Here is a 24,031-nt window from a genome sequence, read left to right on the forward strand (position 1 = left end):
GAATTGGATTGTCTGTCCTGTTACACGCTCTGGAATCCATCTTTTCGCTTGATTACCTGACAACCCTGTTCACCCGGTACGGTTATGGGGTGGTTGGAGTGGTTGTTATGCTGGAAAGCATGGGCCTGCCCCTTCCTGCGGAAAGTCTGCTGATTACCGGGGCCATTTTTTGTGCGACCACCCACAAGCTCCAGATCGAAGGCATTATTGTTGCCGGGGTGACAGGGGCGATCATGGGGGACAATCTGGGCTACCTGCTTGGCCACTATCTGGGCCTTGGGCTTTTGCGCAAGCACGGCCCACGCTTTGGCTTAACCCCTGAGCGCCTGCTGCTGGGGCGTTATGTTTTTCTCAAGCATGGCGGGCCGGTTATCTTTTTTGGTCGCTTTGTGGCCATCCTGCGGATGTTTGTTGCCATACTGGCCGGAGCGAACCGTATGCCCTGGCATACGTTTCTGTTCTATAACGCACTTGGTGGCGTGTTCTGGGCTGGAGGATACACAACATGCGCCTACCTGCTGGGAAGCGAGATTGCCAAGCTCTCCGGCTGGCTGGCCGTAGGCTTTGGGGCCGCGACTCTGGTGGTTATTGGCGTGCTGTTCGTGTTCATCAAGCACAATGAAAAACGTCTGACGGAGGAAGCCATGAAAGCAGCAGAACAGGATGAGCAGCTCAAAGCCCCCCTGCCATGATGGGCCGCAGTCCCTGGCGGGTGAACAGCACACAGCCGGACCTCCACCGGCGCGTAGCCCTTATAACCGGCGCAAACAGCGGTCTGGGGTTTGAGGCCGCACTCGGCCTTGCCCACCGTGGCGCAAAACTTCTTCTACCGGTCCGCAACCCCGAAAAAGGGCAGAATGCCCTGAACCGCCTGCGCGCGGACTGTCCCCGGGCGGATGTGACCCTGCTCCCGCTTAATCTGGCCTCCCTCCGCTCCGTGGCGGAATGTGCGCGAGCGGTTGCCGAGTTGACAGACCGGATTGATATCCAGATCAACAATGCTGGGATCATGGCCCCGACGCGACGTATGGAAACCGAGGATGGATTCGAACTCCAGTTCGGCGTGAACCATCTGGGCCATTTTGCCCTGAGCGCACATCTGCGCCCCCTGCTTGAAGCGGCAAAGGGTGGAGGCGTGCTTGTAACCGTAGCCAGCCTTGCTGCGGGTAAAAACACCATCCACTTCAACGACCTGCAATGCCGCCACAGGTATAGCCCGTTCGGGGCGTACCAGCAGAGCAAGCTGGCCAACCTGCTTTTCGCGCAGGAACTTGCCCGCAGAGCGGGGGAACGAGGCTGGAACGTCCACTCCCGCGCGGCGCATCCGGGGTGGGCGGCTACCTCCATTGTGGCTAACGGGCAGGCATCGACGCTACCCAAGCCACTAGGGCTGATCGAACAGACCCTTGGTACGGCTATCCTGCGCGTTATGGGCCAGTCCGCCGCCAAAGGAGCCGAACCCCTGCTGTATGCTGCCCTCGCCCCTCAGGCGCGGGATGGAGATTACTATGGCCCGCAGGGCGCAGGTGAACGCCGTGGCCCGCCCGGCCCGGCCATTGTGCCCCCCACAGCCCGCAAGACCAGCCTGGCCACCCGCCTGTGGGATGTTTCGGAACGGCTGACCAACACGGCCTGGTAAAAACCGGGCCGCTTACCCGTGCGTGGAGCGGCGCGCACGGCTCTGCTGGCGCAGAACGCGCTCGATCCAGTCATTCAGTTTACGGGTGGTATCCTCCGCCTCTTCCCGGTCCGGGTAGATGGTGGGGAAGCGCAGCGCCAGCCAGCGCCACGCCACCAGCCGCTTATGCCGTTTTTCGGCCCGTTCCAGTTCCTCGCGCCCGGCGCGTTCGGCAGCAGGCAACGGGCCTGTGCCCGGTGGCAGCACACGGCGGCCAGCGGCATGGTCCGCCGCCCAGCCAACCAGACGCCTGATCCCGTTATCGCGGTCATCCACCGGGCACATGGCGTAGGACCAGCGGGTGGTCAGGTCCAGCCCTTCCACCCCTTCCAGCGCCGAGGCAATGGCAAAGGCCTGCTCCATATCCGACAGGCGATAATTGGGATCATCCTTGCGCAGAACCGCCCTGTGAATGCGTGAGAGCACGCCATACAGGCTTTGCGAGCCTATTTCGGACGCAACAGCTTTTACAATGTCCGCATCGGGCTGCACATAGGGGCGCAGGTCATCAGGCAATTCGGCATCGGCATCCAACTGGCGGCGCACAAAGCTCGGGCTGCCTGCACCAGCCAGCACGGCCACAACGCCTGTCTCGTGCTTGCCAAAACGGCCCGCACGCCCGCCAATCTGCTTGACCTCCTGCACAGTCAGGTCGCGTGTCTGCCGACCATCGTATTTTTTGAGCGCGGCAAACACCACCCGTTTGATGGACAGGTTAAGCCCCATGCCAATGGCATCCGTTGCCACCAGAATATCAGCCTGACCGTTGTTAAAGCGCTGCGCCTCCGCCCGGCGTACTTCCGGGCTGAGTGCGCCATACACCACAGCCACACGCTTGCCATGCTGCATAAGGGCCGCACGCAGGTCCAGCACCTCCCTGCGGGAAAACGCAATCAGCGCATCCCCCGCCCCAAGGTCGGCCAGACGCACAGGCTGGCTGGCGGCCTTGAGCGGGCTTTTACGCTCGAGCGAGATTTCATCCAGCGGGTCACCACATAGTTCGGCAATCCGGCGGACCATGGGAATACAGTCCGGCGCACCCAGCACATACAGGTGCCGCGCTGGTGCCCCCATAATGGCGGCTGTCCATGCGGCACCACGGTCCGTATCAAACAGCATCTGGGCTTCATCAATAACGGCCACATCAACCGGGCTGTAAAAGGGGCACATCTCCACCGTTGCAGCCAGATGTCGGCTTCCGGGGACTTCAATCCGCTCCTCCCCGGTGGACAGGGAGGCCTCAACCCCACGCGCGGCCAGAGCTTCGCGGAACTCATGCGCCAGCAGACGCAGGGGAGCGAGCGCCAGTCCGCTCTCCGCCTGTGCCAGCGCATTAAGGGCTGTGTAGGACTTGCCGCTGTTGGTTGGCCCCGTGACCAGCGTAATCTGGCGGTTGAGGGCACGCGCGGTGCGGAAATGGGCCGCGTATTTGTCCAACGCCGCCACACGGGCGATCACGGCATTGGCGACCTTGCGCCCCATATCCGGCGCATGTTTGCCCTTGCCCGGACCTGTTGCGGGGCCACGTTCCTCCTTGCGCCACTCGGACAGGTTGCCCCGCAGGGCCACAAGTGCTGCGGGGTCGAACTCCCACCGCTCCCGCCCACCGGGTTCCTGCACCTTACGTGCAACGGGGAGCCGATTCTCGGCAATCCAGCGCAGGGCCTCGCGGTGGGAGCAATGGAGGAGTCGCGGCACCTCATTGAACGGCACAAGGCTGCTTTCCCATGCCCTAAGATGCTCTTCCTCCTGTGCGCGTTTGCTCTGGGCGGTTTCTTCTATCCGGCTGGCAGCCCGCTGGCGCTGAGCCTCTTCCTTGCGGGCGGTCTCCAGAAAGGGGTCGCCTTCGGGCAGATCAAAGGCAATAGCCACGGCCATAAGCAAAAGGTCGGTCTGGGCGGGGGATGGCACGCGCCCGATATCCACCAGATCCGCCTGAATGGCGGCAAACGCCGCATGGGGCGATGCCCCATACCCACGCAGGCGCGCCAGACTGACCGGTGCCAGAGCGTGCTCAAGCGCCTGATCATCCACTGCCGGGTCGGTAATCCCGCCGACAGCCTCTTCTATTTCTTCCCGCGTAATCCAGATTCGGCCACTGCGGCGCGTACGGTCCAGCAGGCGGGAAATCCATTTTTTACGCCGTACCTGGCACAGCGCAGCCCGATAGACCTCAACCGGAACTTCGCGCGCTCCGGGTTCAAGTGCCCGCGCAATGCGGCGCAGAACCTCTGTTTCTTCCTTGGGTTCGGGCTGGAGGCCCGTATGGGCCACGGCATGGGCAAGCGCTTCACGCGCGGGGGAGGCGGGGCTATCTGACGTCATGCCCTACTCTTGCGTCATCCCGGGCGGCGGAACAATGGGCCTTGCCCAATACTTCATGGAAAAATCCAACATTGTCCCCGCCAATGGAGGGCGCAGCACACTCTACGCTTGATATGGCAGCCACCTTGTGCCCATTGTGCCCGCCACTGGCGGTTTGTGGCTTCCAAGCGAGGCTGTTCCTGCCCTGCTGTGTGAAGCAGGAACACGTCTCGTGACGAATTTGCACTGGCGTCCCACGCGCCTGCCCCTTAAAAACGCCGCCAAAGCACCAGGGTTGCCTTTTGCCTGTTGAAGCACTGCCCCCTTTGGGCAAAAGCGCGCCATCTATCTGATCTGCTATAAGCGGAGTACAAAGCGGTCCATGTCTGAAACCATTCTTGATAACGACGTTCTCCCCCGGATGTCTGCCTCTGAAGTGCCGAGCAGCCTGCTGCCGGTAGAAGGGCAGGACGGTATGTGGCACCTTGCTCCCCCCACCAAGGAGTATGGTCACCTCTACCCGGCCAAGGTGCTGACCGTGCACCACTGGACCGACCGCCTGTTCACCTTCACCACCACGCGTGACCCTGGCCTGCGGTTTGAGAACGGCCAGTTCGCCATGATCGGGATTGAAGTGGACGGCAAGCCCCTGCTGCGTGCCTACTCCATTGCCTCCCCCAATTATGCGGACGAAATGGAGTTCCTCTCCATTGCCGTGCCTGATGGCCCGCTGACCTCGCGCCTGCGCCACGTCAAGGTAGGCGACACGGTTCTGATCGGGCGCAAGCCCACCGGCACCCTGCTGCTGGACAACCTGCGCCCCGGGCGGAACCTGTACTTCCTGTCCACCGGCACGGGTCTGGCTCCCTTCATGAGCCTGATCAAGGACCCGGAATGCTATGAGCGTTACGACCACGTGATCCTGAGCCACACGGTCCGTATTTCGGGTGAGCTGGCCTATGCCAACCATATCCGCCACGAACTGCCCCAGCACGAGTTCCTTGGCGAGGACATCAGCGGCAAGCTGCTTTACTACCCCGCCGTCACGCGTGAGGACTTTGCCGTAACCGACCGCATTACCAAGCTGATCGAAACTGGCAAGATCTTTACGGATCTGAACATCCCCGCTCTGGACCCCGAGCATGACCGCGTGATGATCTGCGGTTCGCCCGAAATGCTGGCCGATACGGAAGCCCTGCTTCAGGCCCGCGGGTTTGATGAAGGCAACATGTCCACCCCCGGTGCTTACGTGGTGGAAAAAGCATTTGCCGAACGGTAAAGGTAGTCCCACCTTACTGTAAAAGACCCCTCAGCCCAGCACCAAAGGAACCCTGCCCCATGACGTATGACTTTGATCTTCTGGTCATAGGAGCAGGCTCCGGCGGTGTTCGGTGCGCCCGCATTGCCGCTGGCCACGGTGCGCGTGTTGGTGTGGTGGAAAGCCGCCACTGGGGGGGCACATGCGTCAATCTTGGCTGTGTGCCCAAAAAGCTGATGGTCATGGCCAGCGATTATGCCAACATGGTGGAAGACAGCCACGGCTTTGGCTGGTCCACCGCACCGGGCACCCATAGCTGGCCAACCCTGATTGCCGCCAAGGACCGCGAAATTACGCGCCTGAACGGTATTTATGTCTCCATGCTGGAAAAAGCGGGCATTACGCTCTTTACCGGCCATGCCGAGTTTGTGGATGGGCATACCCTGCGTATCACCCCCTCCCCTCTGGCCCCCACGGAACAGCCCCGGACCATTACCGCCGAGCGGATTGTAATTGCCACCGGCTCCACCCCCACCAAGCTGGATATTCCCGGAGCCGAACTGGCCATTACCTCGGACGAGGCCTTTGCCCTGCCGCAGCGCCCCGAACGGGTAATCATGATCGGGAGCGGGTATATCGGCATTGAATTTGCCGGTATCTTTGCAGGACTTGGCTCGCAGGTAGACCTTGTTTACCGCCGCGACCTGCCCCTGCGCGGCTTTGATGAAGACATGCGCACCGCACTGGCAGACGCCATAGATGCCCGTGGCATTACCCAGCACCGCCATGCCAACCCCACCAGCATAACCCGGAACGGGGCCGAGCTGGTCCTGACACTGGATAACGGGCAGACGCTGCGCGCGGACTGCATCTTCATGGCCACAGGCCGCCGCCCCAAAATTGATGCGCTGGGACTGGGCAGGACATCCATCACCACCGCCGGTAACGGCCGCATTCAGGTTGATGGCAACAGCGAGACGGCACACCCCGGCATTTACGCCATCGGGGACGTGACCGACCGGATCAACCTCACCCCCGTTGCCATTGCGGAAGGGCATAATCTGGCCGATCGCCTGTTTGGGCAGGCCCCCCCGCGCCAGTGGTGCTATGCGACCACTCCCAAGGCGGTCTTTTTCTCCCCCCCCCTTGCCACGGTTGGCCTGACGGAGGAGGAAGCCACGCAAAACGGGGCGGTGGATATTTACCTGACCCGCTTTAACCCCATGCGCTACACGCTGGCAGGCCGCGTGCGCAAAACGGTCATGAAACTGGTTGTGGACCAGCAGAGCCAGAAGGTGGTTGGCGTGCATATTCTGGGCGACGAAGCACCAGAAATGCTACAGGCCGTAGCCATTGCCGTAACAGCCGGGCTGACCAAGGCCGACTTTGACCGCACCATTGGTATTCACCCCACCTCAGCCGAGGAGCTGGTGACCATGCGCACCCGCACACGCACCACCCCCAAAGCTGACAAGTAAGGACACCCCCATGGCCGCATCCGCACAGAACACTCCGCACAAGGCGCATGATCTGGCGCTCAAAAACGGTTCCGTGGTACTGCCTGATGGCACGGTAGAAACAACGGTATATGTGCGCAATGGCCAGATTAGCGCCATTGGTGGCACGGCGGATGCCGCGCGGGTTATTGATTGTAGCGGCCTGACTATTCTCCCCGGCGTGATCGACACTCAGGTTCATTTCCGTGAACCCGGAGCCGTGGAAAACGAAGACCTTGAAACCGGCAGCCGGTCCGCCGTGCTTGGCGGGGTCACCGGCGTTTTTGAAATGCCGAACACCAAACCCACCACCTCCACACCCGAAGCCGTGGCCGACAAACTGGCCCGCGCCAAAGACCGGATGTGGTGCGAACACGCATTTTATGTTGGTGCGACATCCGACAATGCCGACCAGTGCGGGGAGCTGGAAAAACTGCCCGGCACTGCGGGGATCAAGGTGTTCATGGGCTCTTCCACAGGCAACCTGCTGGTCTCTGATGATGCCATGCTTGAACGCGTCCTGCGCTCCGGCCAGCGCCGGGTGGCCATTCATGCCGAAGATGAAGCCCGGCTGATCGAACGCATGGGAGAACGTGTGGAAGGGGACCCCTCCTCCCACCCCGTCTGGCGGGATGATGAAACGGCATTACGCGCAACTGCCCGTGTGCTGCATCTGGCCCGCAAAACCGGGCGGCGCGTGCATATCCTGCACATTACCACCCCTGCGGAACTGGAACTGATTGCCCAGCACCGCGACATCGCCACCTGCGAGCTAACGCCCCAGCACCTGACACTGGCAGCCGAAGATGCTTACCCACGTCTGGGCACGTTTGCCCAGATGAACCCCCCCATCCGCTCCGCTGCGCACCGCGACGGATTGTGGCACTGGGTCACGCAGGGTATGCCTGATGTTATTGGCTCCGACCATGCGCCCCATAGTCTGGCCAACAAGAGCAAGCCCTACCCGGCCTCTCCCTCTGGCATGCCGGGTGTGCAGACATTGCTCCCCCTTATGCTCAACCATGTGGCCCACCACCGCCTGACCCTGCGTCGGCTGGTGGACCTGACATCCGCCGGTCCCCAGCGCCTGTTTGGTCTGGTGCGCAAAGGCCGGATTGCCGTAGGGTATGATGCGGATTTTACCATTGTGGACCTGAAGGCGCGCTGGACCATAGAGCAGGACTGGCTGGCCTCGCGCTGTGGCTGGTCCCCATTCACGGGCGAGACCCTGACCGGCAAACCTGTGGGCACCGTTATTCGCGGGCAGCAGGTGATGTGGGAAGGAACACTGGCGGACAAAGCGACAGGCAAGCCTTTCCGCTTTGACGCAACAGACAAATAGATCAATCAGAACTACTCTCTGCCAAACAGAGCCAATATAGATCAGCCAGACATTCAAACCAGATAAGCGGTCAAAAGACCGCTTATCTTCAAATCCGCTCCTATCTTCCCCCATGCTCGGGGAACATTACGCCAACCCGGTTACTGGGCAAGGCGCAAAGCCGAAATCTGCCCTGCAACACTGGCAAAAGCCGCCTGCATGTTCGCAGCACTTGGTGATTCGAAATAATGATTACTATCCGTCACACACGCTTTCATTGTGTTGATTGCGGCATTATCCACCGATGATCCCTGATGGGTATAAAGAATAACATAAATATCTATACCCACAGCTTTCATATTAGAGCAGACCTGAATAACAAGATTATCCAGTATGGGCCGAACAGTGTTCTGGAACCCATAATAATATCCACTGACAGTTGCCAGCTTATTATCCAGCAACCGTCCAAATGCCGTTTCGTCACTATTCCACCATCCGCCAGAGACATTAGAATTAAAATCCGGCCATCCAAAAAAACAGGGGCACATTTGATTGGTGCCATCAGTCATCAGCACAAGAATCTTCTTCGTGCTGGACTGTCCATAATCATATGGCATGTCTGGTAAGGAACTGGACCACAGCCCTTTCCACTTGGGACTTATGGTAAACCAGCCTGTCTGCAATGCATTCTGGATCAATGTTCCGCCACGCATCAACGTTGGCATAAGGCTGATTTCTTTTTCAACCGTCGCCTTCGACGCCGTCTCAGGCAATAACGCAAGCGGAGGACATCCTAAATTTGGACCAACCTCACTCGCCGAAACAGTCGGAGGATCAGATGCCGACAAAGTAATTGGCGCAGTTTCCGTAATCCCCGGACCGCCATTAATACTCCAGTCATTATCCCCGTAGAAACACCCCCACCCGTAAGCGCACTGATATGGTGCTTGCCCATAAGTGCTCGGCCAGAAAAAAGGCTGGAACAGATAATTGGATGTGGGCGGATTTTCACTCATATCTGCCTTTCCATTACTTGTATAACGTGCAAATACACACCCACCCCATCCATTTTTACCATATTTCAGAGTAGAAATATTAGCTGAGCTATCCAGCCAGTTTGCATGTGACTTTCCAATATTGACTTCACCACCAAACGGCACAACAGAAACCCATGTTGTTGTCGTTGTTGTACTATCCCCATAGACTGTTTCAACCAGATTGGTTGCACCAGCTTTAAGAGCTGCAATACCATCATCGCCCAGTGAGTTTGTATTATCCAGCACAAGAGCAACCTCAAGCCCACCCCCTGCGGCAACGACCTGAGCCTGTGCTGTTACTGGAATCTGATTCCAGCCAAAAATTCTGACAAACACCATTGGGACATTTGCCGTGGCCGAGATGTTCAACGTAGACGCATTGACAAGCGTAAGTTGTGGACCAGGGGTCTGCGATCCTACAGGACCGAGCCCATTAGCAACACGATTGACTGCAAAATTCTGCCAGAAAACCAGAGTAGCATCGGCGTCACGGGTAGAAGATTTGACTTCCCTCCCAGCCGTAAGTGCAGCCGCATCAATGGCGGTCTGTAATCTTACGCGTGTCAGATAGGTGCGGGAAAAATCAATACCCATGGCAACAGATGCAATCATGGCGAACATGGCTAGACCAACAATCAGCCCCACAGCTCCTTTACGATCCATCATGTGCATTCTCTCGCTGTTGCCGTTGTATCAAGCCTGCCAATGCCAATATTGGTGCCGAAAAAACGGGCTGGCAGAACAGACTGGCTGCTAAGCACTGGACTGTCCTGACTGGTGATCAGCTTCGAAGCAAACTGCCATAATCCAGGCCGGGCAAACGCCTCCACCACGACAAATGTCTGAATGGCATTCATGGAGACACCAGATATCGCATATTGTGAAAGACTTGCTGAAGTAATCCCACTATTAAAAACAGTGGAGCCAATTCGCTTCTGCCAGTAAATAGAGAGATTGTTATTCTGGTCCGGACCTATTGCGGTAATGATAACGGCTCCGTTTGTCGGGCCGGTAATGTCCAGAGGAGCGGCGATCTGCTGCGCATCGGCAAAAAAAACATTCAGGTCATACGGGTCTGAAATATGCTGGCACTGGGCAATAATCTGCCCGACCTGCGTTGTCACCGAGTGCAGGCGCATCCAGTTCCTGAATTCAAGAATGAGATCTGTTGCACCCAACAGCAGCAAAAGAACAACCGGAGCAACGAGCGCAAGTTCCAGCGCAGCGGAGCCCTTGCAATTAGCAGCTAATCGTGCCTGAAAACGGTTCATTCTTGACCAACGATGAGACTGTATGAATCATACTACTAGAATTCATAATCCACCTTCCAAAAAAAGTAAGATAGGGTTGGGTGTAAACAAATGTATAAATCATTGTATCACCCCCTGCACCACCAAATCCACTTCCACTGGGAAGCACAGCCGTTGCATTATTTGCAGCCGATGTTATTTGCAGATTTTCTGGTTTTAAAAGCATGGGTGCGCGCAGCATCACAAGAAAAACAATAGCCTGAGCGCGGCATGTCGGAGAAGCTTTCACATTCGGCACAATTGACTGCCCGGTTGATGCAAAACGCATCGCTTCGTCCACGCCATTCCGCAGCGCGGCCTCCGTTTCCAGCTGCCAGCCAACCTCTATCGTTCCTACCACAACCATTATCAGAAACAGAGCCACCAGCGCAAACTCGACTGCGGCGGCACCACGACGATCATTGCGCAACATAGGGACGCGTCCTGAATTTGGAAAAGGATGCCATGACAATGTTCGCCTGCGCTCTGGACATATCCTGCATCAGCGTATTCCGGGCGTTATCCCTGTACCCGGCCAGATATTGTGCCAGAGCAAAGTTGGCACGCACCCTGCTTGACGTCGTATCTGGCGCAGCAGCAATAGGTTCCAGAATTTCCAGCGCCTGAGCATACTGCCCACTTAACACATAGGACAAACCCAGATTACTCTGGGCAGAAACTTTCATGGGATCAAGCCCCATGGCTGTCCGATAGGCCGCCTGCGCAGGCACATATTGGCCCTGCAGGTCATAGGAAACACCCAGATCAACCCATGCCTGCACATCACGCGGATAACGTTTGACCATGTCCTGCAACAGAACCATGGCCGCTGGTGGATCAATCTTCAATTTAATTTTGGCTAGACCTTTGGTCGCCTCCAAAGAGTGGGGCTGGTGCTGGAGAGCTTTCTCAAAAAAAATAGCCGCTGCCTGATTACGCCCCATACTGGCATTGACCTTGCCCATTTCGGTCAAGGCCTTAGGGTCATCTGGATGTTCATTCAGATAATGCTTCAGCACCTCCAGAGCCGCCTGAGGAGCCCCGTCTCGCAACTCCGCATCCGCCTTGACAACTTCATCAGTCATCGCCGACTGCGTTCCACAACCTGCAAGCAACGGAAACAGCAGCAGAAGGGCATTCATGTATCTGATATAGTACATAACTATTGTACTCTTTTCTTCCCGTAGTTATTTATAAAACGTTTTCACAACCTGCAGGAAGGCTGGTCCTCCAGCAATAATAAACACAACTGGTAGAAAAAATACGATCATAGGTAACGTCAGCAACACCGGCAACTGAGCGGCACGGGCTTCATACTCAATCATACGATTTTTGCGAATTTCGACAGAAAGAGCACGCAACGCAAGAGTTACTGATGATCCAACCTGAATGGTCTGACTTAAGGAGTTGGCAATACGGCGCATATCCAGCAATCCCGTACGACTTGCCATTAAATGAAAAACTTCCCGACGATCAGTAATCATATTCATCTCCTGAGCCGTCAATTGAAACTCAAAAGCCGTACTAGGATTGACACTCTTCATTTCTACCGCAACACGATTAATGGCCGCTTCAATAGCCAGGCCCGCATCTGCACAAATTACCAGCATATCCAGAGCGTCGGGAAGTCCTTTTTCTACCGCTTTAAGATAACTCTTTCTCCACTGCCGAATAAGAATATCTGGCAACAATAACCCCAAAATGCCTCCAGCAATAGGAGCGACAATATGCAACATTGGCGCGGAAAAAAAATCATAGGAAAAAAACCAGGCGACAAAACCGCCTACCGGCAAAAGAACCAGCTTACAGCCAACAAAAACTTCCAGATAGTGACCGCCTATATAAGAACTTGCACGCAGGCTTTCTGTAAATGCCTGAATGCTCTTCTGATCTATAAGCCCGCTTTTTAAAACAACTTGACCTATTTTCTGAAATACTATTGAAAACTGTCCCCCTTTTTGCTCTTCAACAAAATTAGGATCAAGTTCACTCACACTGACAAGAATAGCCCGCAAACGCTTGGCGCGTCTGTCATCACTCCGTGTTTTGGCCACCAGAACAAATACGGAAGCACAAAACACCCCGAGCAGACAGAAGAAAATAATAATATTTAAATAATGCATCATTACAGATCAAGAACCCGACTAATAATTATTCTCATGACTGCCACACCCAGAATAAACAGGCACAAGGCATACGCCAATAGATAATGACCAGACTGCGTTAAAAAGAGCTGGTTAATATAGTCCGGGCTAACAATCTCCAACATCAAGCCAATACAAAAAGGGAGTGCTGCCAACACATAGGAACTCATTTTGGCTTCGCTAGAAAGTGCGAGCCCCCGCTTGTAAATGGCAATCTGCTGCTTGATGGTATCTGCCAAAGAGGACAGCACATCAGCCAATGCTCCCCCTGTAGATGACTGAATACTGATCACCGTTGCCAGAAAACGATATTCCTGAACATCAACCCGATCCGCTACTGTCTGCAAAACCTCACCCAGACTGCGCCCCATAGCAACCTCGCTCGCAATCACCTTAAACTCCCTGCACGTCGGCTCGTCACTTTCCTCGCTGACCACAATCATGCAGCGTGAAAGAGGTACACCAACCCGCAACGAGCGGACCATCATACCGATCGCATCGGGGAATTGTGTATATAATTTTTTTTGTATCTATTCCGCAAAAAATTACAAATAAATCTGATGGTAGCAACCCATATGAAAAAATTAATGAAAATACTCCACAACCCTATAATGCTAAAAAGATAGTAAAGCGTTATGGTTGGCAATATGGATGACAGCAGGTATATCTTCAGCAACCCAACGTCACTATGCGCATAATGCTGTGGATTATACTTTGAGGCCCATATCAAAAACTTCTTAATAAACCCGGATTCAACAATATATACAGCCCATTCCAACGGTGTACGCTGGCGTGGTTGGATATTATGCAAAAGATAAAAGCTGATTTCTTTATAGATACGTTTATTACGACGATCTTTAGCTAAACTCGATTGATAAAGAATATACGCGAGGACATTAATACCTACAAAAAATAAAAACCCAGAAACCAGAAGGAGACTGGTCATAAGGACACACTTTCAAATGCGGCATTCCAAACACCATCCATCTGATTATAAATGAGTTTTTCATAAAAACTGGGACGAATGCGTGACACTTCATAGCTTGTCAGCAGCTTGCCTTCCGCATCCTCACCATCAAACTGCATCCTGAAAATATCGTTCAGAACAACAACATCCCCTTCAACACCGGATACGTCTGTAACCTGAGTAATCCGGCGACTACCATCCCTGTGGCGTCCAACCTGAATAATCATATCAACCGCACCAACAATCTGGCTGCGGATAGCAGAAATAGGCAAACCGAAATTGCCCATCTGCACCATACTTTCAATACGTGTCACGCCATCACGCGTTGTATTCGCGTGGACCGTGGACATGCTGCCATCATGGCCGGTATTCATAGCCTGAAGCATATCAAACGCTTCCGGACCACGGACCTCCCCGATAATGATACGATCAGGACGCATACGCAGAGCATTCCGCACAAGATCACGCTGCGTTACTTCTCCCTTACCTTCCAACGACATGGGACGCGTTTCCATACGCACGACATGCGGCTGCTGAAGCTGAAGTTCCGCAGCATCTTCAACGGTAATCACACGTTCGCCAAAATCGATAAAATGCGAAAGCGCATTCAGCAGCGTGGTCTTACCAGACCCTGTGCCACCGGAAATCACAACATTCAGACGAATACGTGCAGCAATTTCAAGGATTTTGGCAACGGCAGGAGTACAACTGCCATTACTAACCAACTGTTGAAAACTGATTTTATGACGCGAGAATTTACGAATGGACAGATAGGGGCCATCCAGCGCCAACGGCGGAAAAACAATATTGACACGCGATCCGTCTTTAAGACGCGCATCGACCATTGGACTTGACTCATCAACACGCCGCCCCACGTCTGACGCAATACGCTGACAAACAGACGCCAGATGCCGAGCATCCCGGAAGCGGATATTAGACGGGAGCGTTTTCCCGCTCCGTTCAACAAAAATGCTATTGGGCCCGTTAACCATAATATCAGCAATGCTATCGTCATCAAGCAGTGGCTGAATAGGGCCCAAACCCTTCATGTCATGAACAAGTTCTGTCGCAATGCGGCGCTGCTCTCGCAGGTTGAGCTGAATCCGCTGCTCCGTGGCAACCTGATCAACCACCTGCTCGACCTGCTCAAGCAACTCCTCCGCCGATAGAGATAAAACTATTGTTGGATCAAGTCGATTTAAGCATAACGGACGCAAGATGAGTGATTGATTGGACAGAGTTGGGCTCTCCGCCTCTACGGCAGGTGCTTTATCTTGCGGAGCAGTCGTTCCGGCATCAGGCACACTGAACTCGTCCTGCACAGTCTGCATGCGGCGCAGGCGATCAACAATTTCATTTTGCTTGCTAGAACTCATTTCTTAAACCGTGCTCCCAAAGTTTTTATTTTTTCTTTGAGTTGTGCGAACAATCCTCCCTTGGAAAGTGAGGGGCTCAACGTAACGGCAAGCGCACTATGTGCCAGTTGTTCAATAACCTGACGGTACGCCTTGTTTTTCGTAACGACCAGCTTGCCATCGATTTCTGCATTCCCACAATCCGCCGGAAGATAGGGCATCACTATATCAGGTGCTGTTCCAAGGCTCTGTGTAATTTCATCCAACGACAGGGAGCCAGGCCGCCCCATATTGTTCACAACAATAAACGGCTTGCTGACAGGTGAAACGCGAGGAAGGCTGGCCATGACTCTCAATGCATCACGCACGGAGACAATGCTAGGATCCATGATCAATATATACTGCTGTGCCTGCCCTAGAACACGCATATACACGTCATCATCCGACCACTTCACTTCTGTCAGGACAAAACGAAACCGGGGCCGCACAAGCTCCATCAACCGGGTAACAGCATTACTCCCGATTTTGGGCAATGTGTTCAAATCCCCCATGCTCGACAGGACCTGCAAACGCTCCCCAACCGCCTGCATACTGCGCTCAAGCAGCAGCTCATCCATACGGTCTGGAGTTTCCAGCGCAGAGCGAAAACCACCATTGGTGGTAATATCCAATAAGGTTGCCATTTTGCCTGCACGCAGGTCAAAATCAATCAGCAACGAATACCTGCGGGCTTCTTCTGCCAGAAAATAAGCCAGATTCGTGGTGAGAGTCGTAGCCCCCACACCATCACGCACCCCGATGCAGGCGATTAGACTGGCCCCTTCCATCAGGCGATGCGTGTCACGCCCATGGAGAATGATCGGACCCAAAATACGCAAAATCAGGTTACGACTGAACGGACGATACAGATACTCTACCGCCCCGAACACGTGCGTGACACTACGGTAGAAATCCGCATCGGTTCGGTCACCCAACACCATAACGGTCACGTCGGGTGGCAATAACTCCGTAACTGTACGCAGAATGCCTAATGCGTCACTTTCTCCACCAACATCAATAATCAGATAAGATGGGAATTCATGTTTACCCAGATAGGAAATCGCAAACGCCCCCGACCCGCGCAAAACCTGCACTGTACCGGACCGAAGCTCTTTAAGGCATTCTGTTAACTGCGCTTCTGTATCTGCATCCTGCACAAAAGCGAGAACACTCCCCAGCTTTACGTTATCGACATCACCGGGCTGTTCTTGAAGCTGTTCTGGGGTAAGTGCCACCGGCTATTGCCCCCCAGCGCCACTGCTGCTGGCGGCTGCTCCGCCTCCGGAAGCCCCCTGATCCTCACCGTTCATATTCAACTCAGCCAGACCACTTCGGCCAAGACTTTTGACACGATCCTCCCGCCAGCGTTCGACTGCGGCCACGGCGGTCTGCCCATCAGACGGCGGCAGAGGACGCCCCCTTTGCAAATCTTTCTTGTTATCAGCCTGCGCGGCTGTATTGGCATCATAAATCCCCAGACTCCGCCAGTGATAAGACTGGTTTAGCGGTTCCATAACCGAACAATCCGTCAAACTCATCAGAAAAATAACAGCAAGGCCTGAAACGATTTTATATGACATAAGGTGCTACTCCACCATAAAACCGGCATCGCCAGTTTCCAGACGCTGCCAAGGACGTCTACGGGATACATCGGTGCCACTTTGACGCATCATGAAAATACGTTCCATGTCATTCGGCGGAGTCCACCCTTCATCTGGCGTATGCAATTCTTTTTCGCTGTTCACCGGCTTGACCAGATACGGCGTGGCAATAATGACCAGTTCACTCTCATCTTTCTGGAAGCTTGAGGATTTGAACAGTGCTCCCAGCACAGGAATATCACCCAGCCATGGCAGACCTTGACCTGTAATTTTCGTACTATCCGACATAAGACCGGCAAGCACAAAACTTTGCCCACTTGCCATTTCTACAGTAGTATCCGCCCGCCTGACAGTAATGGCCGGAATCTGAACAGAAGAGTTCCCAGCCGATAATGTGACTGCCCCATTGGAGGAGAGCGCACTCACCTCCGGCCTTACGTGTAAACTGATACGACCATCCCCCAAAACTGTGGGAACAAACGCCAAAGAAATACCGTATTGTTTAAAGCTGACATTGGTCGTGTTATTGTAACTCGAAACCGGAACAGGATACTCCCCACCGACCACAAAATTGGCTGGCTGCCCACTGATTGTGGTCAAGTTTGGCTCGGCAAGACTGTGGATCAAACCATCTCTGGCGAGCATATCCACGACAGTTTCCAGTGTGACCGACTGGCTACCAGCTTTGAAACGAGAGAGAAACCCAATGCTGCTTTTTGTTGTTGCCAAGGTTTCCAACGGGCTTGAGGTCGCAAGCCCGATTACCGCCGATGTCCCCAATGCATTGACATTTTGCCACTCCACCCCAAGTTCACGCACCAGTGAACGATCCATCTCGACAATACGGATCTTGAGGTTCACCTGAATGGAACCGTGCATTTTCGAGTAGTCAGACACAAACCCGTCTTTACCAACCAGCCCGCGCGCACGGTCGCTAAAGCGCCAGGCTTTTTCAGGGTTGTCAGAATTCCCATCAATATTCAGCCCGTCCGGCGTGGCTGTCGCCCGTAGCATCGGCACAATTTGACCAGATGAGCGGTCCAAGGTGCTGGCTGGATAGGTCGAGGGTTCGACACGTACAGCATAATGGTCAATAGCCTGTCCATTCGCATCTGCGGCAACAATGCTCGTGCGCCCCGCGGCCAGCCCGAACACAAACACGCTGTGTGGACTTGCTGGCCGTATTTCCGCCACTTTAGGGTCTGCCGAGAACACATTTTCTGCTGACCCGGACAGTTCAACCAGCTTGCCATTCCCGACTTCAATCGTCAGAACAGAAAGAGAGGGTGACTGACTGACATGGCGCCTTGCTACAACTGGCTTATGATGCCTTCTGGAATGCGTTCTGTATTTTCGTGCTGATGCCTCCATTGGAGAACACACGCCAAACAATACGATGCCACTAAGCACAATCCGTATAGTTCTTTTAAAAGCGGACATCTTGAGCGCCTGAAATTCCATTATAGACATGCACGACTTTTACGCCGTCCTTCAACTGCTGACTATCAGACGCTGAGACCGAGTATTCCCAGACCGGGGGGGTAGCAAGATCGTCATGCGAGCCACCAAGTGATTGCACTGTCAGCACTATTTGGCCAAGCTGCTGGGCTGTTCCCAGAATGCCTGACTGCTCGGGCGTAACTTCCAGCGTTACGGTTCGCACGTCCACACCGGCCTGCTCGGCAATATTTTTACCCCCACGAGGGGATAAGGAACCACCCACGGCAACAATCCGAATACCGGAAAGTACAATTTTGGATACAAGATGCGAAACATTCCCTCCCGCACCGTCTCCAACCCGCTCGGTCATGACTACATCGACACGATCGCCAGGCTCGATAAGACCCGACACACCAGAAGCCGGACCCACAGCAACGCTCAGTGCGCGCATCCCAGGTTTGAGAACCGCTGCCAGAAAGCCATGGTCCCCGACTCGAAGAAATGATTGCTCAACAATCCCACTGCCCGCGGGCAGATCCACCCGAAGCAGCGCCCCTTCAAGGGCCTGCCGGTTCGCTGGTGTATCCTCCAGACTACCGGGAAGGACATAATTGTCAGGGATAGAAGACGCAACTAAATCCGACTCCCGGAGAAAATCACCCGCATGCATGGCGTTCCGGACCGTAAGCAGTTTTTTTGTATGCACAACAACTTCCTGTTGCACAACTTTCTGCGGTGCTGGTGCGGGAGACATCATAACCTTCCCGAGCGCAAAAAGACCAATCAACCCGATCACACCAATGAACAACATCGCAATACGCGTGACCATTCTTTACCGCCTACCACTCACCCCGCAGGGTCGTCATAATAAAGCCAACCGCAATCGCCACGGCATATGGCAGGGGCGCACCCCGCCTGATCCGCCATGCCTCAACGCGAAGAACGCGAATTTTCGTTGTTCTCTTTGATATGATGGGCAATCGCTTCCGACCAAAGAGATACAGCACGGCCAGAACACCACCAGCCAGACCAATATTCAAAAGAAAAATAAGCTGCTCATACGGCATAAAAAACAGTGACGTTGCGGCAATCAGCTTAACATCCCCCCCTCCCATGACTCCGACACTCCACAAGAAAAAAAGCAGGAGATAAATCAGACCACCACAGGCAAGGGAAACCCAATGAATTGCCGCACCATTCAAAATCGCAAGCACAAGAAGACCCAGACTAACCCAGTCGGGAATCTCCCGCACTCGTATATCAACCCACATTGCATAGCAAAGCAGGGCATAAGCGGGCATGATAATAAACCATGAGACCACTATAAGCCCCGCACCTCACCAAGCACGGAGTTGCTCGTGCCTCCAAGCCTAAACGGCGCTAATAAGCAAAGAAGCACAAGCGGCCCTTTTACAATTACGAGGAAATGCTGCCCGCCACCGAGCTGAACATCCCGTTCAGTTTGCTGCCAAGCGTAGTGGCACCTGCAATAAGCGCCACGGCGACCAGAGAAGCGATCAAACCATATTCAATTGCCGTGACACCACGCTTATCTTTAATGGCAAAAAAACGAGCAACAATAGCTGCATATTCATTTACGCGCAACATACACATTCTCCTTACACTAATAAAACCAACAAGGAATCCGCCTTGCGATCGGATAACACGCCTGTAGACTATACTAAAGCATTTCTATGCGCGCAAGAATTGCTTTAAATCAAAAAATCCAAAAAACTTTTACATGCGATGCACTCCGGGTTGTAATCTTTATCGAACTCTCTTAAATTACCAGCACACTGCACCATATTCCGTAGAGCTCACACCTAAATGCTTACAAAAAATAGTTTAAAAAAAATAATGGATTATGTTTATTGTGAATTGAAATTCATGAACTTTTTCAATAAAGATCGGTGCGATGCTTATTTAAGAATTTATATTTTCGTTTTTTTTGCTATTATTTCTATTGCATGCTTTATGGGCGGAAAAGCGTTTCTAGCCAATTTTAAATTGGGTGGAGATTTTATTCTATTCTGGGCAGCATCTTCACAAATACTGCACGGACATTTTTTGGATATCTACAATACAGCAGCCCATGAGGCTGCCATGCAAAGTGGGCAGTTTTTAAACCATCCTTATAAATTACCCTTCCTTTACCCCCCTCCCATGCTTTTATTTATTTGGCCACTTGCTTTTTTTACATATACAATATCCTACATTCTTTGGGCATTAAGCGCCCCGATCATAACAGCTAAAACGCTGAATCTTTTATGCAAAAACTGGTCCATTGCAGCATTTGCTTTTTTTTCCCCTCAATTTATCGTCTCCCTTTTAACCGGGCAAAATGGCCTGCTGATTACTCTCATTCTAACGATAGGTATCTTCTATCTCATTAAGAAGCCTTTTCTGTCGGGGCTCATTCTGGGACTACTCGTCATTAAACCCCATGTTGTTTTTCTGGTGCCTCTTTGTTTGATTTTTTCGAGAAAATGGCGGGTTGTCGCAGGTATAGCCACATCCGCTTCATTCCTGATCATTCTCTCCTACTGCGTATTCGGCCTTGAAACCTGGAAGCGTTTTTTCGAGTATTCTCATGTTATGCAAAACAGCATCCTGCACGATGTTTATTTGTGTCAGATTTTTATCACAGTTTTTGGATTTCTAAGCGTACATGGCCTCCCATTTATTGAGGCTTTCTGGATACAGATCACATTTTCGCTCATTGTCGTTGCCTATGTTTTATATAACACTGTGAAAAGTAAAAATATTTATAACAATGTTATTCTATCCTTGGCAGCATCTCCTTTATGCACACCCTATCTCTTGCATTATGATCTGACTTATATGCTGATACCCGCTATATGGATTATCAACACTGCGCTCCGGACAGGATTCTTCTCATGGGAAAAACCCTTCCTGATTGTTCTATATTTTTCACCTATTTTTACACTTGCCTTGACTTGGTGTTATCATTTTCCTGTTGAGCCTATAGTTGCTACTATTTTCCTCTGCCTTGTCTTACGTCGCCACCATTATCTTGAAAAACACCCACAATATGCCTGATAAAAACAATGATAACCACAAAATGAAACACTTTGTATTTCAGGAGTACATGGAGAAACTTATCATCATAGTCCCATATATTTATTTCATTTATCACAACTCTGAGTCAATATTTATTATTATGAACCCGATATCGATATTATACTTATTCGAAATGATCCTTGAGCTTTTTTTCACTTTATTAAGATTCCCCGGGAAAATGAGCCATAACACAACAGATTGGATATTAGCCATTCTGGGAACATATGCAGCCCAGATTGTCTCTACTCATGCCAGCAACACCCACCTCGCTTCTATTACCTTCTGCTTTATTCTGTCTTTTATAGGAATTCTTGTCAGTTTTTCTGCCAAAATCTGCCTGGGAAGAAGCTTTGCGATTGTTGCCGCCGTACGCGTTGTAAAAACTTATGGCCCATACCGTATCATCCGGCATCCAATGTATGCTGGCTATATGTTAACCAGCTTTGGTTTCCTGCTCTACAATTTTAGTCTTTGGAATATTTGTACTATTTTTAGCGCATGGTTTGTACAAATTCTGCGTATCCAGGCGGAAGAAAAAATTCTTTCCACAGACCCACAATGGTCTCTTTGGTCCAAACATGTCCGCTGTAAGCTTTTACCTTTTATTTACTAACACCAGAACCTGTTACACACATGACTCGATCATTATGCTATTCATATAAAAATTTTCGGTAATATGGTGTTAAAGTATCATAATAAAATTTATTTATTTTATTAATATTGCACTATGCATGTTATTTTATTCTTTATATTGTTTAATATTTATACTTAATTGAAAAATACTTGACTTTATGAAATATTTTTCTCCATATTATCATGATTAAGAAATATGCCAATTTGACCTTTTGAATCCTTCAGATACCTTGTATTTACTACCGATCTTTCCGATCAAGAATATTCGCATTCAGAAACAAGATGTTAGGTAAATACAGGAAACATCATGGCACAAGATGAAAAAATTATCGTTATCGGTGCTGGACCTGCCGGATTAACTCTTGCCTATGAACTCCTGAAAGCTGGTCGGAAAAATGTTACTGTTTACGAATGCGACAAACAGGTTGGCGGCATATCAAAAACCATAAAACATCATGGCAATCGCATAGACATTGGTGGGCACCGTTTTTTCTCCAAGTCCGATTGGGTTATGTCCTGGTGGGAAAGCTTTCTGCCTATTGCGGCACCGAACGAACAAAACGTTACCTTACACTATCAAGGTAAAGAGCGGGAACACCTTGTCAGACCTCACCCTCAGTCCCAGAGCCAGTCTCCTGAGTCTGACGACGTTATGCTGGTCCGCTCGCGCCTGTCACGTATCTATTATAATAAAACGTTTTTTGACTACCCGCTCAAACTCACACCAACAAACCTGGCCAAGCTTGGGTGGCGTAAAACTATTGTCTTCGGCCTGAGCTATCTCTGGACCCGGTTACATAAAATTACACCTGAACTGACACTGGAAGATTTTTTCATAAATCGGTTTGGTCGCAAACTGTACCAACAGTTTTTTAAAGATTATACAGAAAAAGTCTGGGGCGTTCCGTGCTCCAGCATCAGTGCAGACTGGGGGGCGCAGCGGGTTAAAAGCCTGTCTATTTCCAGTGCAATTCTGCATGCCTGTAAAAAAGCTCTTGGTCTGCAAAAAGACACGAGTGTTCAGACGTCCCTTATAGAGCAATTCATCTACCCAAAATACGGTCCGGGCCAGATGTGGGAAACGGTTGCGCGTCATATTACGGATATGGGGGGGACAATCCTCCTCAATCATCATGTCAATGAGATTACTTTTGAGAATAATCGCGCTGTATCCATCACTGTTACAGATCAGAATGGTGGGCAGGAGCAACAGAAGTGCGATGTTCTGGTGTCGACCATGCCGATTAAAGAGCTTGTCGCTGCCAGCGGAAATTACTTTTCCTCTACGGTAAAGCAGATTGCACAAGACCTGCAATACAGGGACTTTATTACAGTTGGCCTGCTCTATAAGTCTTCAGACATAACACGCCAGTTGGAAGACAACTGGATTTATATTCAGGAGCCCGGCGTCAATGTCGGACGGGTACAGATCTTTAATAACTGGAGTCCCTATCTGGTTGCCGACCCGGAAACCACATGGCTTGGACTTGAATTTTTCTGTTCCGAGGGAAATGAACTCTGGACACTGAGCGAGCTGGATATGATCAAGCTCGCCTGTTTTGAAATGCAGAAAATCGGTCTTGTTTCAACGCTGAACACATTGGACAGTGTTGTGGTGCATGTGCCTAAAGCGTATCCTGGTTACTTTGGCGAGTCCTACAAGAGATTTTCCACACTCCGCAATGCCTTGGATACTGTGGAAAATCTCTATCTTATCGGGCGGAATGGTATGCACTGTTACAATAATCAGGACCATTCCATGCTAACCGCCAAGGAGGCAACTGACCAGATCCTCTCTGGTCAGCAGGATAAGAGCAAAATCTGGGAAATTAATATTGATGATGAGTACCACGAAGAAAAATCAAACTAAGATACTTTTTAAAGCAGGTTAATGCCCTAACACCACCACCAGCTCGCAGCGCCTTATGGAAAGCTGGAATGCTTGAACGGATAACGGTCAACCATCATGCGCAGCGGGGCAAATTCCTTGTTGGAAAATGTTTCCGTACGTACCCATGACCCATCGGGCGATTCCACAAAAACCGTGGCGTTCCAATCGGCTGCACTAATCCCGGTCCACAATGTAAGGGTCAGAACATCCTTGCCCTGAGCATCCTTGAGCAACAGATGCGAATCCCCCGAGGACGGTGGGGTACGGCTCAACGGCCCCCAACCGGACTTATGCCCGGAAAGCCATTTATTCAGATCCGCCACTTCATCCTTATCCAGCGGACGCTGGTGGTGCATTGGCCCCACATCAATAACGCCACTGACTACCTGCGGAAACGAAACAGGCTTGAAGTTAGGAAGGGCAAAGGTCCAGATTGCAACCGATGTACTAACCGTCAAAACCAGAAAACCAATAATAAATGCTGTTTCTTTCCGCAT

General features: G+C 52.0%; 23 protein-coding genes. 8 read left to right on the plus strand and 15 right to left on the minus strand.

All coding sequences use genetic code 11. From position 1 onward, the window contains the following. Positions 1 to 107: 107 nt before the first annotated feature. Positions 108 to 692, plus strand: coding sequence for a DedA family protein (locus tag HNR55_RS06505; RefSeq protein ID WP_166114287.1), 585 nt, complete (start codon positions 108 to 110; stop codon positions 690 to 692). Next, positions 689 to 1,639: an SDR family oxidoreductase gene (locus HNR55_RS06510; RefSeq protein WP_166114010.1), complete on the plus strand. Its 951-nt coding sequence runs from the start codon at positions 689 to 691 to the stop codon at positions 1,637 to 1,639. The genes HNR55_RS06505 and HNR55_RS06510 overlap by 4 nt, the downstream gene beginning before the upstream one ends. 12 nt (positions 1,640 to 1,651) lie before the next feature. Here HNR55_RS06510 and HNR55_RS06515 read toward each other — a convergent pair whose 3' ends face one another. Then, a complete protein-coding gene (locus HNR55_RS06515; protein ID WP_166114007.1) occupies positions 1,652 to 4,003 on the minus strand; it encodes a helicase-related protein in 2,352 nt (783 codons plus the stop codon). A gap of 361 nt (positions 4,004 to 4,364) precedes the next feature. Between HNR55_RS06515 and HNR55_RS06520 the strand changes: the two genes are divergently transcribed. The 3 genes from HNR55_RS06520 to HNR55_RS06530 are packed head-to-tail and all read left to right on the plus strand — an operon-like array spanning position 4,365 to position 8,078. After that, positions 4,365 to 5,261, plus strand: a complete 897-nt coding sequence (locus tag HNR55_RS06520; protein WP_166114003.1) for a ferredoxin--NADP reductase — start codon at positions 4,365 to 4,367, stop codon at positions 5,259 to 5,261. Between the two features lie 59 nt (positions 5,262 to 5,320). After that, positions 5,321 to 6,718 carry a glutathione-disulfide reductase gene (gene gorA, locus HNR55_RS06525; RefSeq protein ID WP_166114000.1) on the plus strand — a complete coding sequence of 466 codons (1,398 nt, stop codon included), beginning with the start codon at positions 5,321 to 5,323 and terminating at the stop codon, positions 6,716 to 6,718. Between the two features lie 10 nt (positions 6,719 to 6,728). Then, entirely contained in the window at positions 6,729 to 8,078 is a 1,350-nt protein-coding gene (locus HNR55_RS06530) for a dihydroorotase (RefSeq protein WP_166113997.1), read from the plus strand. 140 nt (positions 8,079 to 8,218) lie between these two features. On the opposite strand, the gene HNR55_RS06535 is transcribed toward HNR55_RS06530, so the two are convergent. The 13 genes from HNR55_RS06535 to HNR55_RS06595 form a co-directional block, all read right to left on the minus strand. Next, positions 8,219 to 9,760 carry a TadE/TadG family type IV pilus assembly protein gene (locus tag HNR55_RS06535; RefSeq protein WP_166113994.1) on the minus strand — a complete coding sequence of 514 codons (1,542 nt, stop codon included), beginning with the start codon at positions 9,758 to 9,760 and terminating at the stop codon, positions 8,219 to 8,221. Then, the gene (locus HNR55_RS06540; RefSeq protein ID WP_166113991.1) at positions 9,757 to 10,365 is read right to left on the minus strand and encodes a TadE/TadG family type IV pilus assembly protein; all 609 of its coding nucleotides are present in this window, start codon (positions 10,363 to 10,365) and stop codon (positions 9,757 to 9,759) included. Before HNR55_RS06540 ends, HNR55_RS06535 begins: the two co-directional genes overlap by 4 nt. After that, positions 10,334 to 10,816: a TadE/TadG family type IV pilus assembly protein gene (locus HNR55_RS06545; protein ID WP_166113988.1), complete on the minus strand. Its 483-nt coding sequence runs from the start codon at positions 10,814 to 10,816 to the stop codon at positions 10,334 to 10,336. Before HNR55_RS06545 ends, HNR55_RS06540 begins: the two co-directional genes overlap by 32 nt. After that, positions 10,803 to 11,468, minus strand: coding sequence for a tetratricopeptide repeat protein (locus HNR55_RS06550; RefSeq protein WP_166113985.1), 666 nt, complete (start codon positions 11,466 to 11,468; stop codon positions 10,803 to 10,805). The genes HNR55_RS06545 and HNR55_RS06550 overlap by 14 nt, the downstream gene beginning before the upstream one ends. Before the next feature lie 102 nt (positions 11,469 to 11,570). Next, positions 11,571 to 12,509, minus strand: a complete 939-nt coding sequence (locus HNR55_RS06555; RefSeq protein ID WP_166113981.1) for a type II secretion system F family protein — start codon at positions 12,507 to 12,509, stop codon at positions 11,571 to 11,573. Further along, positions 12,509 to 13,015, minus strand: a complete 507-nt coding sequence (locus HNR55_RS06560) for a type II secretion system F family protein (protein WP_166113978.1) — start codon at positions 13,013 to 13,015, stop codon at positions 12,509 to 12,511. Before HNR55_RS06560 ends, HNR55_RS06555 begins: the two co-directional genes overlap by 1 nt. A 454-nt stretch (positions 13,016 to 13,469) precedes the next feature. Then, entirely contained in the window at positions 13,470 to 14,870 is a 1,401-nt protein-coding gene (locus HNR55_RS06565; RefSeq protein ID WP_166113975.1) for a CpaF family protein, read from the minus strand. Then, on the minus strand, positions 14,867 to 16,123 hold the full coding sequence (locus HNR55_RS06570) for an AAA family ATPase (protein WP_166113973.1): 1,257 nt from the start codon (positions 16,121 to 16,123) through the stop codon (positions 14,867 to 14,869). Before HNR55_RS06570 ends, HNR55_RS06565 begins: the two co-directional genes overlap by 4 nt. Positions 16,124 to 16,126: 3 nt before the next feature. Then, positions 16,127 to 16,402, minus strand: coding sequence for a hypothetical protein (locus HNR55_RS06575; RefSeq protein ID WP_166113970.1), 276 nt, complete (start codon positions 16,400 to 16,402; stop codon positions 16,127 to 16,129). A 72-nt stretch (positions 16,403 to 16,474) separates the two neighbouring features. After that, complete coding sequence (locus HNR55_RS06580; RefSeq protein WP_242005508.1) at positions 16,475 to 17,929, minus strand: type II and III secretion system protein family protein; 1,455 nt, start codon at positions 17,927 to 17,929, stop codon at positions 16,475 to 16,477. Beyond that, the gene (gene cpaB, locus HNR55_RS06585) at positions 17,916 to 18,758 is read right to left on the minus strand and encodes a Flp pilus assembly protein CpaB (protein ID WP_166113967.1); all 843 of its coding nucleotides are present in this window, start codon (positions 18,756 to 18,758) and stop codon (positions 17,916 to 17,918) included. Before cpaB ends, HNR55_RS06580 begins: the two co-directional genes overlap by 14 nt. Positions 18,759 to 18,768: 10 nt before the next feature. Continuing rightward, positions 18,769 to 19,230 (minus strand): A24 family peptidase, encoded by a 462-nt coding sequence (locus HNR55_RS06590; protein ID WP_166113964.1) that lies wholly within the window; start codon positions 19,228 to 19,230, stop codon positions 18,769 to 18,771. Between the two features lie 115 nt (positions 19,231 to 19,345). Further along, positions 19,346 to 19,537, minus strand: coding sequence for a Flp family type IVb pilin (locus tag HNR55_RS06595; protein ID WP_166113962.1), 192 nt, complete (start codon positions 19,535 to 19,537; stop codon positions 19,346 to 19,348). Between the two features lie 219 nt (positions 19,538 to 19,756). On the opposite strand from HNR55_RS06595, the gene HNR55_RS06600 reads away from it, so the two are divergent. The 3 genes from HNR55_RS06600 to HNR55_RS06610 all read left to right on the plus strand — a co-directional run bounded on the left by HNR55_RS06600 (position 19,757) and on the right by HNR55_RS06610 (position 23,513). After that, positions 19,757 to 20,989, plus strand: coding sequence for a glycosyltransferase family 87 protein (locus tag HNR55_RS06600; protein WP_221441733.1), 1,233 nt, complete (start codon positions 19,757 to 19,759; stop codon positions 20,987 to 20,989). Positions 20,990 to 21,188: 199 nt separating this feature from the next. Then, positions 21,189 to 21,623, plus strand: coding sequence for a methyltransferase family protein (locus HNR55_RS06605; protein WP_166113956.1), 435 nt, complete (start codon positions 21,189 to 21,191; stop codon positions 21,621 to 21,623). 327 nt (positions 21,624 to 21,950) lie between these two features. After that, positions 21,951 to 23,513, plus strand: a complete 1,563-nt coding sequence (locus HNR55_RS06610) for an NAD(P)/FAD-dependent oxidoreductase (RefSeq protein ID WP_166113953.1) — start codon at positions 21,951 to 21,953, stop codon at positions 23,511 to 23,513. A gap of 53 nt (positions 23,514 to 23,566) precedes the next feature. Here the strand turns inward: HNR55_RS06610 and HNR55_RS06615 are convergent, their stop codons facing one another. After that, positions 23,567 to 24,031: a hypothetical protein gene (locus HNR55_RS06615; protein WP_166113950.1), complete on the minus strand. Its 465-nt coding sequence runs from the start codon at positions 24,029 to 24,031 to the stop codon at positions 23,567 to 23,569.

Source organism: Acetobacter lovaniensis, assembly GCF_014207635.1.
GTDB classification, from domain to species: Bacteria; Pseudomonadota; Alphaproteobacteria; order Acetobacterales; family Acetobacteraceae; genus Acetobacter; species Acetobacter lovaniensis.